Source organism: Myxococcus llanfairpwllgwyngyllgogerychwyrndrobwllllantysiliogogogochensis, from assembly GCF_006636215.1.
GTDB lineage: Bacteria > Myxococcota > Myxococcia > Myxococcales > Myxococcaceae > Myxococcus > Myxococcus llanfairpwllgwyngyllgogerychwyrndrobwllllantysiliogogogochensis.
This window is the reverse complement of record NZ_VIFM01000001.1, coordinates 68666-81482: the sequence shown is the minus strand read 5'-3', so window position 1 is coordinate 81482 and position 12817 is coordinate 68666. Positions and strand designations below refer to the sequence as shown.

Sequence of the window (12817 nt, the reverse complement as noted above, 5' to 3'; positions counted from 1 at the left end):
ACCCGCCCTGGCAGTCGGCGGTGTTGGCACACGTGCCTCCCGTGGCCACGTGGGGCTCGAAGGCCGGGCAATCCTTCAAGAGTGTTCCCTGTGCGAACGCATCGAGGCGCCGCTCTCCCTCGCGGTTCGTCTCATCGAGGCTCAGCTCCCCACAGGGCTTACTCCGGAGTTTACGCAAGCAGGCGCCAAACTCCTCCGGCCGGAACACCTGTCGCCCCGCCGCCACGCTCGACTCGACCGACGTGCAAACGTCATTCGGGCCCAGCAGCCGCCCGAAGGCTTCCACGGACCCGCCGAGGCACTCGCTCGCATGGGCCGCGACGCTCCATATCGCCGCGCGGCAGGACTCCCCCACCATCTGTGCTGTTCGCACCCCCTCCACGCACACCGCTTCTGTCCCGCAGTGCTGCGATTCGAGGCAGTGGAGGTCGTCCTGACAGGGCACCGGCGTGAGCGTCACGGAGCAGCCCAGCCACAGCACACCCAGCAGCATCCAGGTCGCGCGCATGTCAGAAGCTCCCTTCGATGAAGAAGAGGGTGACGCTCGTGGCCGCGGCCACGCCCGCCACGCCATACAGGATGTTCGCCGCGCGTGACTTGCCTTGCGCCGAGTCTCGCAGCCGCCGGACGTCGGCCCCGTCGTGCGGACGGGTGGTCAGCTCCCGGGCATCGGCTCGCGCGATGCTCCCGAGCAGCACCGCCCCCACCGTCGCGGCCCCCGTGGCCCCAGCGGCCACCCAGGTCCAGGTCCGCCCTCGCGAAGGGGCTTCCTCCGTGACGACGGGCACGATGTCGGGCACGGGGGCGGCGGCCATCACCGGCGTCGGTGCGAGCACCAGTCGAAGCTGGATGGGCTCGCCCGCGCGCACTTCCAGCCCCCGCTTCAGGGACAGGTGGTCCGGCAGGGTCAGCTCCAGCTCATGCGCGCCCACCTCCACCGGCTCGCTCCAAGGGGTCTGCCCGCGGGCCTGACCATCCAGGAGCACCTGGGCTCCCGAGGGCTCGCTGTCCACCGTCACCCGAGGCCGACGCGCAGCCTCGAGCCGCGTCTCCAGGTTGGTGATGCGGTTCTGGACGCCCTCGCGGTCCTTCGCCTTGGGCACCAGCCGCAGGTACTCACGATAGGAGGTCAGCGCCTTGTCCAGCTCACCGAGCTTCTCGTAACACTGGCCCAGGTTGTAGAGGACCACGCCGTTGGGCACCCGGCGATACGCCTGCTCGAAGGCAGTCGCTGCCTCTGCGTAGCGGGCCTCGTCGTAGAGGCGGGTTCCTCGCTCGAAGGCGCGCCGCGCCTCGGTCCGAGCGGCGGCATTGGCTGCGACCGCCGTCGTGCCCGTCAGGGTCAGCACCAGCGCGAGGAGAAGGGGAGACGTGGCTCGAGGGGGGCGGATCATCATCGTCTCAAAAGGGGTTGGGCTTCAGCTCCCGCACCTTCTTCAACTCGGAGGCGGGCGGTTTCGGGACACGCGGCGCGGGCAGCTTCGTCAACGTCACTTCCACCCGCCCGCTCGGCGGCAGAAATTCCACGGATGCCGGAGCATGCCCCGCGAGCGAGAGAACCCACGGTCCTCCGTCATCCGAACGGTCCAGCTCCAGCGGCGTCGTCCCGAGGACCTGCCCCTTCGCGCTCACCGTGGCGCCCGGGGGCTCGGAGACGATGGACACGCGGAGCCGGGGCGCTGGAGTCGGAGTCCGCACGGGGGCAGGGGACGCGGCCACCTGGGCTGTCGCCGGAGGCTCGCGTTCAGAGAGCAGTCCGGCCAGGACGATGAGCAAGGTCAGCACGCCACCCGCCACCCCCCACCGTACGCCTCGCTTCGAGGGCAAGGCGCGCGGGGGCGTCACCGCCGGGCTCACGGAGACCGGTGCCGACCTGGCGATGGGAGTGGGGAAGGGTGTCGTGGCCCGTGCCGTCACCAACCCGCCCGGCAGGTGCCCCGAGGCGAGCGCCTCCAACTCCTCGCGAAAGCGCGCCATGGAGGGACGCGCATGCGGCTCCTTGGCGAGCGCCCGCACCACCAGCGCATCCAGTTCGGCGGGCAGGCCCAGCTCCGGGCGCCGCTGGCCGGGGGGCTCCACCGTCGCTTCCAGGTGCTGGAGCATGGTGGCGAAGGAGTTCTCCCCATGGAAGGGCGGCGTGCCGGTGAGCAGCTTGTAGGTGAGCGCGCCCACCGCGTAGACGTCCGCGCGCGCGTCCACCGCGCCGCCCGACACCTGCTCGGGGGCCATGTAGTCCGCGGTGCCGAGGATGGCGCCCGTCTGCGTGAGCTTCTCGCCCTCCAGGTGGTTCATCTTGGAGATGCCGAAGTCCACCACCTTGACGAAGTCCGGCCTCCCCCCGCGCGACACCAGCATCACGTTCTGCGACTTCACATCGCGATGGATGATTCCGCGCGCATGTGCCGCCTCCAACGCCCGGCACACCTGCACGAGAATGGGAACGGCCCTCGCCAGCGGCAGGACGCGCTCACGCCGCAGCAGCGTGCCCAGGCTCTGGCCGTCCAACAACTCCATCACGTAGAACAGCTCGCCGTGGGCGGTGCGCCCCAGGTCCGTCACGTCGACGATGTTCTCGTGGCCAATCTGGCTGGCGGCAATGGCTTCCAGCTCGAAGCGACGACAGAAGGTCGAATCGCGCGACAGCTCACCCCGCAGCACCTTCACCGCGACGCGCTTGCCCAGCCCCATGTGCTCGGCCAGGTAGACCACTCCCATGGCCCCTTCGCCCAGGAGAGACAGGAGCCGGTAGCGCCCCTCGAGCACCATGGGCAGCAATGCCTCGCCATCCTGGGCGCAGTAGACAACTCCCTCTGCATACTCGCTCTGGCACCTCGAGCACCGCGGCATCGTGGGGCGAGAGGTTAGCACGCGGACATTCCTGGCATGCGCCTCAGCGCACCGCGTGTTTGCGCAAGAGCTTGATGACGTGGGCCCGGTCCACTTCGGCTTCGCGCGCCATCTGACTCACATTGCCGCCCGCGGAGTTCAAACGCTGGCGCAGGTAGGTCTCCTCGAAGTGGTCCAGCCAGGCTTCCTTTGCATCCTTGTACGAAAGATCCACGCGCACCGAGGGAAGGCTCGGCACGGAGCCCGGCGTGGGAGTGCCCTGGACGAACGCCGCGTCCAGCGCTCCGGACATGGCCACGCTGCGCTCCACGAAGTTGCGCAGCTCGCGCACATTGCCTCGCCAGGGAAGCGACATGAGCTGGCGAAGCGTCTCCGCGCCCGGGGGCGTGTACGGTCGCGGCGGCAGCCCGAGCGAGCGGAAGGTCTCCTCCCACAGATGTCGGAGCAGCAGCGAGAGGTCCTCCAGGTGGGCCCGCAGCGGGGGCACGCTCACCATGCCCACCGCGAGCCGGAAGTAGAGGTCCTCCCGGAACTCCCCCCGGTTGACGCCCGCGCGCAGGTCCCGATGGGTGGCGGCCACGAAGCGCACGTCCACGGGCCGGAAGGCATCCGCGCCCACGCGCTTGACCTGTCGGCGCTCCAGGGCGCGCAGCAGACGGGGCTGCACCGCCAGGGGGAGCTCGCCAATCTCGTCGAGGAAGAGCGTCCCTCCATGGGCGGCCTCGAAGGCCCCGCGCCGCTCGTGGGTGGCGCCGGTGAAGGAGCCCTTCTCATGGCCGAACAGCTCGCTCTCCACCAGCTCCGGCGGAATGGAGCCGCAGTCCACCACCACGAAGGGGCCGGAGGCGCGGGGGCTCCGTTGATGGAGCGCCTCCGCCACGAGCTCCTTTCCCGTGCCGCTCTCTCCTTCGATGAGCACGGTGGCATCCGTGACGGCCAGCCGCGCGAGCCGCGCGAACAAGGCCCGCATCACCGCGCCCTCGCCGACCAGCTTGCCAAAGTGCGGCTCGGAGTGGAGCGGCACCACGTCCTGCTCGGCCACCCACGTGAAGCGCACCGTGGTGTTGCCGAAGGCCAGCGTGGAGCCATCCACCACGAAGGCGTCCGTCACCCGGACGTGGTCCACCCGCGTGCCGTTGGTGCTCTCCAGGTCTCGCAACCGGTAGCCCCCAGGCTTCCTCTCGAGCTCGGCGTGGAAGCGGGACACGGTGGGGTCGCTCAGCACCAAAGCGTTTCCGGGCGCGCTGCCGATGGTGAGCCTCTCCGAGGAAGAGGACACCTCGATGTTCGTGTCCGGGCCCGTGGAGACCTGGAGTCGCACTCGCCGGACAGACAGCCCACCTGGCGTGTCCTGAAGGGAGATGACCTCGGTATGCTCTGACATGCTCGCGCTCATCCCCTCGTCATGGCGCGGAGCCTGTCCGACGCCCGATGGACCCGCCGCTTCATGAATCGTCCTCGCGCAGCTCGAGCAGGGCCGCCGAGAACGGACCGCGGTTTCCGGCCCCCCGAGAGGCGGCGGGCGCCGTGCCCTCCGAGGTGAGCGTGTCCGCCACCACCTCCGCCACGCGCCAGGGCTGCTCGCTCTCCCCCGTGCCGTCCACGGCCGCCAGCGCCCGCGCCATCTCTCCCGCGGTGGCATAGCGCTCCGAGGGGTGACGTCGCAGGGCTCGAAGCAGCACGTCCGCCAGGGCGGGGCCGGCCGTGCGCCGCAGGTCCTCGGTGGGTGCCAGCCGCGCGTCGCGCACGGCGAGCAGCAGCTGCGCGTCATTGGTGGCGGAGAACGGACCCTGGCCCACCACCGCCTCGTAGAGGAGCACCGCGAGCGAGAAGAGGTCCGCGCGGCCATCCAGCGGCCCTCCCTGGACCTGCTCGGGGGACATGTAGCGGAGCCTGCCTCGCGTGCTGCCCGGCGCGGTGTGCGAGGGCGTCCGCAGCCCCTTGGCGATACCGAAGTCCGTCAGCTTCACATTCCCGGTGCGGCCGAGCAGCACGTTGGCCGGGCTGATGTCCCGATGGACGATGCCGAGCAGCTCGCCCCGCGCGTCTCGCAAGCCATGCACGTGCTCCAACGCATGCAGCAGGCTCAGTCCCACATAGCGCACCAGCGGTGGCGGCAACGTGCGCCTCGCGCCCAGGACGCGCCCCAGGTCCACGCCATCCACGTACTCCAGCACCAGGTATGGGCTGTCCTGCTCCACGCCGAAGTCCAGCGCGGAGACGACATGTGCGTGCCCGAAGGTGGCCATGAGCCGGGCCTCCTGGGCGAACATCTGCCGGTAGGTCTCCTGCGCGGCGAGCCTCGGCAACATGCGCTTGATGACCACGGGCTTCTCGAAGCCCTCGGCCCCGGGGAGCACCGCGAGGAACAGCTCCGCCATCCCTCCACTCGCCAGCCGCGAGCGCAGCCGGTACCGGCCGAGCATCCCCAACTCAGTCGCGAGCGTCATGGCACCGGACCTGCCTTTGAACGCGGGCGCCGACGGTCCGGGAGGCTCGTCCCACACATGTCCCGTTGCTCTCCAGGCTTTGCCACGCCCGCAGCATACCCGGGGGATTCGCGGACTCCCACTTTCGTCGCCTGGTGGAACAACTTCCGTCCACCCTCATTGCGTCCAGAACACTCCCACGAGCGCGCGCGAGCGCGGCCTTGTCTTCCATTGGAGACGGGGGCACAGGAGTTCCCCATGGTCCGTCTGGAAGACGCTCGTCGCATCATCGCCGCAGCCGAGAAGAAGGCCCAGGAGCTGGGTCAACCCATGAACATCGCCGTCGCCGACGAAGGCGGCAATCTGGTCGCGCATGTGCGCATGGATGGGGCGTGGCTGGGCAGCGTGGACATCTCCATCAAGAAGGCCTTCACCTCGCGGGCCTTCGACATCACCACGCAGGAACTGGCGAAGCACTCCCAGCCGGGGGGGCCGTTCTATGGCATCCACGCGTCCAACGACGGCAAGGTGATGATTTTCGCGGGCGGTGTCCCGCTGAAGAAGAACGGCAAGGTCGTGGGCGCCGTCGGCGTCAGCGGTGGCTCCGGCGACCAGGACCATGCCGTCGCCACCGCGGGCGCGTCCGCCTTCTAGAAATAGTCGCCCAGGGTGAGCTTGCGCTTGCCGCCGTCCTTCATCGTGAGCACCACCGTCTGGCCCGCGGCGCGATACCGCCAGCGCGACAGCTGCGTGCTGGAGTAGTCGGGCCCGATGGCCTGTCCATCGATGGCGACAATCTCCTCGCCGGGCTTCCAGCCCGTGGCCGCGGCGGGGCTCCCGGGGGCGACCAGCTTCACCACGAGCCGACCCTCCGAGGGGAGGGCAATCAGTCCGGACCGGTCCTTGCGGAACGGCTGCCGCAGCGCGCGGGCATCGGGGACCAGCATCAGCGTGTCCGTCGAATAGTCCGTAATCATCCGGAAGCGTCCGAGGACGTCGAGCCCCACGTTGCCCATGACCCGGTCCGAGGCGGACATGCTCTTGCCCGCGTCGTCGAACACCGTGGGCACGTTCTTCAGGGTGACGCCCGCGAACTGGATGTGCTTCAGCGTCGCCACGTCTCGCTCCCGCATGCCGCCCACCGCGCCGGACAGCGTCTTGGAGCTGCGCCGTCCCGCGAGCAGCCCCGCCTGCTGCCAGTATGAGGGGAAGAGCGAGAGCGCCCCTCCATTGCCCACGTCGAACAGCACCTCGATGGCGGGCCGGTCCTCGATGGAGAGCTGGACCGCGCGCTGCCCGCCCGCGGACTCGACCAGGGGGATGCGCACCGCTCGCGGCGGAGCCTTGAAGCTTCGCGGCTCGTGGAAGGCGACGCGCCGGTTGGGGAAGTCCACGTCCACGACGAGCTGGTTGAAGGCCTCCTTGCCCAGGATGACGGGCAGCGAGTGACCGAGATGCCGCGCGACCTCCGCCAGGTCGATGACGGCGACGGTCAGCCCCGTCAGTCGCAGGTTGCCCACGGTGATGTCCACGCCGCCGGCGAACTGGGCCTGCGCCTGTCCGCCGCTGCCGACCGCCGCGAGCTGCCCCTGCGTCTTCAGCCCCAGCTCGCGGGCATACGCCGTGTCGACCACCGTCATCTCCGCGCCGCTGTCCAGCAGCACCTGCGTCGCACGGCCGTTCACCTGGGCCGGAATGTAGACGCGGTTCTCGTTGAAGAACTCGAAGGGGATGAAGCCCGTGCTGTGTCGGCCGTTCGCGAAGGTCGCCTTGCGGACGTCCTCGGGCCGTTCGAGGACGGCGGGCGGAATGGGCACGTTCAGCTCCAGCGTCTCCACCACCGTGCGCGAGTCGGAGTCCGGGTTGTCGGTGAGCTCCTCCTCCAGGAAGGGCATGCGCACGCCCTGCACCTGACGCCAGTCTCCCAGCCGCACGAAGCGGGTGACGTTGTCCTCGCGGATGAGCACGCCGTGGAGGGCTCCGTCGGCGTCATGGAGGAACAGGTCATAGAGGTCTTCGTCGCCGAACGTGACGCGCACCACCTTCCAGGTGCGGCCGTCGCGCTGCGCGTCGGGTTGCAGGGCGATTTTCGCCCCGGCACCGCCCCGCAGCGCCGTTCCGAAGTCGAGCGCCACCCGGTGCAGCGCATCGCGCGCGTCGGTGGGTGACGCGTCTTCGACCTGGCCGCTGGTGTTCACCTTCCAGCCGCCCTTGGGGGTGACGGCCATCGCTTCGCGCACCACGCCATAATCCGCGTTCATGCGGACGCGTCCGTCCCGATGTCTCCAGGACTCCATCGGGCCCTGGAGCCCGCCCGTCGCCGTCTTCCCCTGGGCGTGGATGCTCTCCAGTCGCGTGAAGGCGTCCCCGCCACGCCATGCGAGGTGCTTGTCGACGAGCGACCGCAGCGCGTCCGCCCTGGATGCGACGGGAGTGAGCACGAGGGTCAGGGCCATCAGGCCCGGGAGGAGGAATCTCATGGAGTGTCTCCGCGCTTGGAAGTGGAAGAGGTCTGGCCCACGAGCTGGCGCAGGCCGGGTGGGCTCGAGGCAATGAGGGAGAAGGACCGCGCCAGCCGTGCGCGCGCGGACTGGGGCGCGTTCAGCCGGACCTCCGCGGACAGCCCGCTGTGCTGCAGGCAGGAGAGATAGCCGCTGTCGCTCCAGATGGCCTGCTTGACGCCGGTGCCATCCGGGGTGAGCAGCGCCACCAGGAACTCGCGGGCATCGACCACGAGCGTGAGCTGCGCGCCCGGCCAGCGCTCCCGCACGAAGTCCGCCTCGGACGAGCGCACGCAGTCGAAGGGCACCTTGGGAGTCTCGTCGTAGACGAGCCCCGCGATGGCCACGCGCCGGGAGCTCGCTTCGGTGAGCGCCTGGGTGAGGGATGCGAAGGGGGGAGGGAAGAGGTCGAAGAGCAGCCGCTCGGTGGCGCCGGCAATCATCGTCCGTGCGCGCTCCATCACCTGCGCGGTGCTCTTGAGGTGGTAGATGCGGTCGTCCTGCACCGGGGCGTGGAGCTTGCGCAGCGCGTTCGCGGCCTCGCGGCTGCGTGTCTCGAAGCCCCGCTGGAGCGCCGCGAGCACCTCGTCCGGAGGCACGGGCCGGAAGGAGCGGGGCTCACCCTCTTCGACGAGCACGGCCCCCTTGTGTTCGAGCGAAGCGAGCGCCTGGTAGATGCTCGGCGGCGCCTTCCCCAGCGCCTGCGCGAGCCGGTACCCGGTGGCGGGCGCTCCCTTGAGCAGCTCGCAATACACCCGCGCCTCGACCTCGGTGAACCCAAGGGCCACGAGCCCTTCATCCGCGTTCATGGACGCTGTTATTACTCGCGAATAATAATAGTCAAGCCGAAGCGTCGTGAACCGGTGCCCCGACCTCCGGAGGGCTCCATGGGGCAGGCGACCGTCCGAGGCCGTGCCCCGAGCGCCGCCCTGTGCTAATCCGCGCTGACCGCACAGCGACTTTTCACCCTCCAGCCCGAAAGAACTCCATGGCAGGCAGCAGTCTGATTGCGCTCATCGACGATATCGCGACCATCCTGGATGACGTCTCCATCCTGACGAAGGTGGCGGCGAAGAAGACGGCGGGTGTGCTCGGAGACGACCTGGCGCTCAACGCTCAGCAGGTGACGGGCGTGAACGCGGACCGCGAGCTGCCGGTGGTGTGGGCGGTGGCGAAGGGCTCGCTGGTCAACAAGGCCATCCTGGTCCCCGCGGCGCTGGCCATCAGCGCGCTGGCGCCCTGGCTGGTGACCCCCCTGCTGATGGTGGGCGGCGCCTTCCTCTGCTTCGAGGGCTTCGAGAAGCTCGCGCACAAGTTCCTCCACAGCGAGGAGGAGGACACCGCGCACCGCGCCGAGCTGCGCGAGGCGCTGGTGAACCCGAGCGTGGACCTGGTGGCGCTGGAGAAGGACAAAATCAAGGGCGCGGTGCGCACCGACTTCATCCTCTCCGCGGAAATCATCGCCATCACGCTGGGCACCGTGGCGACGGTGAGCTTCGCCACCCGCGTCTCGGTCCTGGTGGGCATCGCCCTCATCATGACCGTGGGCGTGTACGGGCTCGTGGCGGGCATCGTGAAGCTGGACGACGCGGGGCTGTATCTCAGCCGCCAGTCCGGGGCCTTCCAGCGCAGCCTGGGCGCGGGCATCCTCCGCGCCGCGCCGTGGTTGATGAAGTTCCTCTCCGTGGCGGGGACGGCGGCCATGTTCCTGGTGGGCGGCGGCATCCTCGTGCACGGCGTCTCCCTCCTGCACCACGCGGAGACGTCCTTCACCGATTGGGTCACCACCGTGCCGGGTGTGGGCCGCCTCCTGGGGGGGCTTGCCCCCATGCTGCTCAATGCCGCGGTGGGTCTGGGCGCCGGAGCCGTGCTGGTCCTGCTCGTCGTCCTGGGCAAGAAGGTGATGAAGGGGAAGGCCGCGAAGAAGTAGCGCGGAGCGAGCGCGGGACCCCCGCCTCGATTCCTCCCTCCTGGCCAGCGCCTCTTGAAGGTGCCCAGGAGGGAGCTGTCGAGGCGACTGGATGGACCGTCATTCCAGCGCTCAGCGCTTCAGCGGGTCGCCGTGCTTCTGGTTGAGCGCCAAGGCCTCGTGCACCAGCGCCGCGAGCGAAGCCGGGAGCCGCTGGCCCGACTGGATTCTCACGTACCGCATCCCGTCGCTGTCACCCTCCAGGATGCCGTCCGCATCGCGCATCTGCCCGCCACGCCAGAACCCGAGGGTGACATGCGCCTTGGCCGCCTTCACCAGCGCGAAGGGGCCCGCATGGTCCCACACGGGGTGTCCCCACTTGATGTAGGCCGAGGCGCCGGGCGCCTCCTTCGCGATGAGCGCCGCGAGCGGGCGCACGATGTCCTGCTGCCAACCCTCCATCCTGGCGACAAAGGCGTCCACCGCCGACCCCTGCGCCGATGACGTCTGGGGGGTGACCTGCGCCGGCGCGAGCTTCGGTACGGGGCGCTCGGACCTGTCCTTCGACGAGGACTTCCGCGCCGTGGGGGCCTTCTTCGGGGGCGCGACCTTCTTGGGCGCTTCGTGCTTCTTCGACGTGGCGGTCTTCGAGGTGGAGTTCTTCATCGCCGCCTTTCGGGGCGCGGACTTCTTCGCGGTAGCCATCGGGTGGTGCCCTCCCTATTGGGTTCGGTTCGCTGCTTCACCCTGGCGACGAATGACCCACTGGGAGATCGACACACCCCTGCTTTTCTTGTCGGGCCCCTCCAAGCGGCTGGAGTTCCCGCGCCACCCTGACGCCCGTCGCCGTGGCGGGTTCTAGGGCACTGCGAAGTGGCGGTGGCACCCGCGTAAGGGGCGCGCCACGACGGCCTTGTCCGGAAAGGACAGGCCCGGGCTCGCGTCCTCAGAGGGAGCCGGGCCGTGCACCAGTCTTGCACTGACAGCGCGACTCACAAGTGAAGGAGGTTCTCATGCGATGGACGCGCACGTTGTCCCTGGGTGTGCTGGTGATGTTGGGGGGCTGTACCGAGAGCAAGGTGGATGCGGACCAGGAGATCGCCCTGAGTGGGCGATTCATCGACGAGGCCGGCGCACCGCTCCCGGAAGCGCTGTTGAAGCTCTACCGCAGCGAGAACTCCTCGTGCGCGTTCGCGGGCTTCACGTCGAGCTGGAAGTCGGTGAAGACCCGGGCTGATGGCACCTTCGAACTCGACCTGCTGGGCGCGGACACCCGCAACGGGAGCATCGCGCGCTGCTTCGTCGCCCGCTCGCCCGAGCACTCCCAGGGAAGGAGCCTCTCGGCCTTCTTCCTCATCCAGCAGTCAGGGGTGGCGCTGCCCACCCTCCAGGAGTGGACCGGCACGCTGACGGCCACCGGGGAAGCGCAGGGCGTGGGTGTGGGCTTCCGGCCCCTGTCCGCCACCCACGGCGCGGGGGACGACGACCACGTGCTCTCCGTTCACACCACCTCCCTCAGGGCGGCCTGGCAGGTCCCCAAGGTCACCTCGCCGGTCCACCTGAGCGACTCCGTCCTCGAGGATGTCCAAGGACTCAAGGCCTCCATCAGCGTCGAGCGCGAGGCGAATGCGGGGGGCGTGACGGTCGGCCTCTCCTACTCCAGCAACTTCGTGGCGCTGCCTCGCCGCGCGCTCGTCCCGGTGAGCCGTGGCGCGGCGTGTACCTACCTGAACGCGGAGACGCCCTGCCGCATCACCAACGGCGACCTCAGCGGGCTCGTGCTCTTCCAGCAGGGAGTCCGGGAGGTCGCCGTGCAGCTCTCGCGGCCCGTGGTTCCGCGCAAGGCCGTGCTGCGCAACTTCGAGGTGTCCGGCACCATGACCGAGCTGTTGCTGGAGGGCAGCGCCGACGGCACCCAGTGGCTGCCCCTGGCCAACCTGCTCGGCGGCGCTGGCGTGCGGCTCTTCATGGAAGTGGACCTCACGGGCACGACGTCCGTGTCGCACGTCCGCGTGCGAGCCACCCCGAGGGATACGACGGGAGAGCTTCGCTCGCTGGGACAGCTCTCCGTCTTCGAGTAGCGACGCGCTCGCGGACGGCTACCCTTCATGGCGCCACAGGTCCGGCCGGCTCGCGAACAGCTCCATCGTCCATTCGATGAAGACCCGCGGGCCGGCGCCCCGCGGGCGTGCGGGTGGGTAGACCAGGAACAGGGGCCGGGCTTCGGGCCGCCAATCCTCCAGCACCTGCACCAGCTCCCCGGTGGCGACGTACGGCTCCACCACGAAGCGGGGCGCGAACATGACACCGAGGCCGGCCAGTCCGGCGGCCAGGTACGCGTTGGTTTCGTTGAGTGTGAGCAGGCTGCGGCCCTGGACCTCCAGCCGCTCACCGTCGCGGAGGAAGACGAAGGGGAGCTCCTTGCCACTCAGCGACGAGAAGTAGCTGACCACCGCGTGCGTCGGGCCCGCCAGCTCTCGCGGGTGGCCTGGCGCACCGTGACGCTCCACATATCTGGGGGACGCGCACAGCCAATAGCAGAGGTCTCCCAGGTGTCGCGCCACCAGGGACTCATCCTTCACGCCCCCTCCGCGAATGGCGCAGTCGACATTGTCCGCGAGCAGGTCCACGACGCGGTCGCTCACCCCCAGTTCGATGTGCATCTGCGGGTAGCGCGCGTAGAACGACGGCAGCGCGGGGACGAGCAGCAGCCGGGAAATGGTTCCGCTCGACTCCACGCGCAGGCGTCCCCGGGGGCCGCGCCGTGACTGGGACAGCGTGGCTTCGAGCTCCCGCACCTCCCCGAGCAGGCGCAAGGCCTGGTGGTAGTAGGTCATGCCCTCCGGCGTGACAGTCACGCGGCGCGTGGTGCGGTGCAGCAGCTTCACGCGCAACTGCGCCTCCAGTTGTTGGATGAGCCGGGTCACCGCTGTCTTCGGGCGGCCCAGCGCGTCCGCCGCCTTGGTGAAGGTGCCGCTCTCCACCACGCGGACGAAGGCCTCCATCGCCGTGAACCTGTCCATCTTCCACCTCCGCTGATGGCATATCGCGTTCAGCCCGCGGGCCGCGGGCTCCTGATTGTTTCCAGGGTGAAACAGTGTGTGTGACGTGCGCCCGTTTATCCGAGGCGA

At 69.4% G+C, this 12817-nt stretch carries 11 protein-coding genes; 3 read left to right on the top strand and 8 right to left on the bottom strand.

Going from position 1 to position 12817, the window contains the following annotated elements; translation table 11 throughout:
- Positions 1–509 precede the first annotated feature (509 nt).
- From FJV41_RS00200 to FJV41_RS00185, 4 genes are all read right to left on the bottom strand, one after another.
- On the bottom strand, positions 510–1397 hold the full coding sequence (locus FJV41_RS00200; protein WP_141640318.1) for a tetratricopeptide repeat protein: 888 nt from the start codon (positions 1395–1397) through the stop codon (positions 510–512).
- 4 nt (positions 1398–1401) lie between these two features.
- Positions 1402–2766, bottom strand: coding sequence for a serine/threonine-protein kinase (locus tag FJV41_RS00195; RefSeq protein WP_246136914.1), 1365 nt, complete (start codon positions 2764–2766; stop codon positions 1402–1404).
- Between the two features lie 124 nt (positions 2767–2890).
- Complete coding sequence (locus FJV41_RS00190) at positions 2891–4231, bottom strand: sigma 54-interacting transcriptional regulator (protein WP_174476584.1); 1341 nt, start codon at positions 4229–4231, stop codon at positions 2891–2893.
- A gap of 61 nt (positions 4232–4292) precedes the next feature.
- On the bottom strand, positions 4293–5297 hold the full coding sequence (locus FJV41_RS00185) for a serine/threonine-protein kinase (protein ID WP_141640315.1): 1005 nt from the start codon (positions 5295–5297) through the stop codon (positions 4293–4295).
- 237 nt (positions 5298–5534) lie between these two features.
- Here FJV41_RS00185 and FJV41_RS00180 point away from each other — a divergent pair, with 237 nt between their 5' ends.
- Positions 5535–5930 (top strand): GlcG/HbpS family heme-binding protein, encoded by a 396-nt coding sequence (locus FJV41_RS00180; protein WP_141640314.1) that lies wholly within the window; start codon positions 5535–5537, stop codon positions 5928–5930.
- Here FJV41_RS00180 and FJV41_RS00175 read toward each other — a convergent pair.
- Positions 5927–7756 (bottom strand): aspartyl protease family protein, encoded by a 1830-nt coding sequence (locus tag FJV41_RS00175; protein ID WP_141640313.1) that lies wholly within the window; start codon positions 7754–7756, stop codon positions 5927–5929. The genes FJV41_RS00180 and FJV41_RS00175 overlap by 4 nt on opposite strands.
- Positions 7753–8586 carry a TrmB family transcriptional regulator gene (locus tag FJV41_RS00170; RefSeq protein ID WP_141640312.1) on the bottom strand — a complete coding sequence of 278 codons (834 nt, stop codon included), beginning with the start codon at positions 8584–8586 and terminating at the stop codon, positions 7753–7755. The genes FJV41_RS00175 and FJV41_RS00170 overlap by 4 nt, the downstream gene beginning before the upstream one ends.
- 179 nt (positions 8587–8765) lie before the next feature.
- Here FJV41_RS00170 and FJV41_RS00165 point away from each other — a divergent pair, with 179 nt between their 5' ends.
- Positions 8766–9707: a DUF808 domain-containing protein gene (locus FJV41_RS00165; RefSeq protein WP_141640311.1), complete on the top strand. Its 942-nt coding sequence runs from the start codon at positions 8766–8768 to the stop codon at positions 9705–9707.
- Between the two features lie 111 nt (positions 9708–9818).
- On the opposite strand, the gene FJV41_RS00160 is transcribed toward FJV41_RS00165, so the two are convergent.
- On the bottom strand, positions 9819–10391 hold the full coding sequence (locus tag FJV41_RS00160) for a DUF1801 domain-containing protein (RefSeq protein ID WP_141640310.1): 573 nt from the start codon (positions 10389–10391) through the stop codon (positions 9819–9821).
- Between the two features lie 308 nt (positions 10392–10699).
- Between FJV41_RS00160 and FJV41_RS00155 the strand changes: the two genes are divergently transcribed.
- Entirely contained in the window at positions 10700–11767 is a 1068-nt protein-coding gene (locus FJV41_RS00155; protein WP_141640309.1) for a hypothetical protein, read from the top strand.
- Between the two features lie 18 nt (positions 11768–11785).
- Here the strand turns inward: FJV41_RS00155 and FJV41_RS00150 are convergent, their stop codons facing one another.
- Positions 11786–12709: a LysR family transcriptional regulator gene (locus FJV41_RS00150; protein WP_141640308.1), complete on the bottom strand. Its 924-nt coding sequence runs from the start codon at positions 12707–12709 to the stop codon at positions 11786–11788.
- Positions 12710–12817: the final 108 nt, after the last annotated feature.

What these genes read in the sequence shown, in the direction of transcription:
- FJV41_RS00200 (WP_141640318.1), bottom strand. Translation starts at nt 1,397, where the DNA reads ATGATGATCCGCCCCCCTCGAGCCACGTCTCCCCTTCTCCTCGCGCTG.
- FJV41_RS00195 (WP_246136914.1), bottom strand. Translation starts at nt 2,766, where the DNA reads ATGGTGCTCGAGGGGCGCTACCGGCTCCTGTCTCTCCTGGGCGAAGGG.
- FJV41_RS00190 (WP_174476584.1), bottom strand. Translation starts at nt 4,231, where the DNA reads ATGTCAGAGCATACCGAGGTCATCTCCCTTCAGGACACGCCAGGTGGG.
- FJV41_RS00185 (WP_141640315.1), bottom strand. Translation starts at nt 5,297, where the DNA reads ATGACGCTCGCGACTGAGTTGGGGATGCTCGGCCGGTACCGGCTGCGC.
- FJV41_RS00180 (WP_141640314.1), top strand. Translation starts at nt 5,535, where the DNA reads ATGGTCCGTCTGGAAGACGCTCGTCGCATCATCGCCGCAGCCGAGAAG.
- FJV41_RS00175 (WP_141640313.1), bottom strand. Translation starts at nt 7,756, where the DNA reads ATGAGATTCCTCCTCCCGGGCCTGATGGCCCTGACCCTCGTGCTCACT.
- FJV41_RS00170 (WP_141640312.1), bottom strand. Translation starts at nt 8,586, where the DNA reads ATGAACGCGGATGAAGGGCTCGTGGCCCTTGGGTTCACCGAGGTCGAG.
- FJV41_RS00165 (WP_141640311.1), top strand. Translation starts at nt 8,766, where the DNA reads ATGGCAGGCAGCAGTCTGATTGCGCTCATCGACGATATCGCGACCATC.
- FJV41_RS00160 (WP_141640310.1), bottom strand. Translation starts at nt 10,391, where the DNA reads ATGGCTACCGCGAAGAAGTCCGCGCCCCGAAAGGCGGCGATGAAGAAC.
- FJV41_RS00155 (WP_141640309.1), top strand. Translation starts at nt 10,700, where the DNA reads ATGCGATGGACGCGCACGTTGTCCCTGGGTGTGCTGGTGATGTTGGGG.
- FJV41_RS00150 (WP_141640308.1), bottom strand. Translation starts at nt 12,709, where the DNA reads ATGGACAGGTTCACGGCGATGGAGGCCTTCGTCCGCGTGGTGGAGAGC.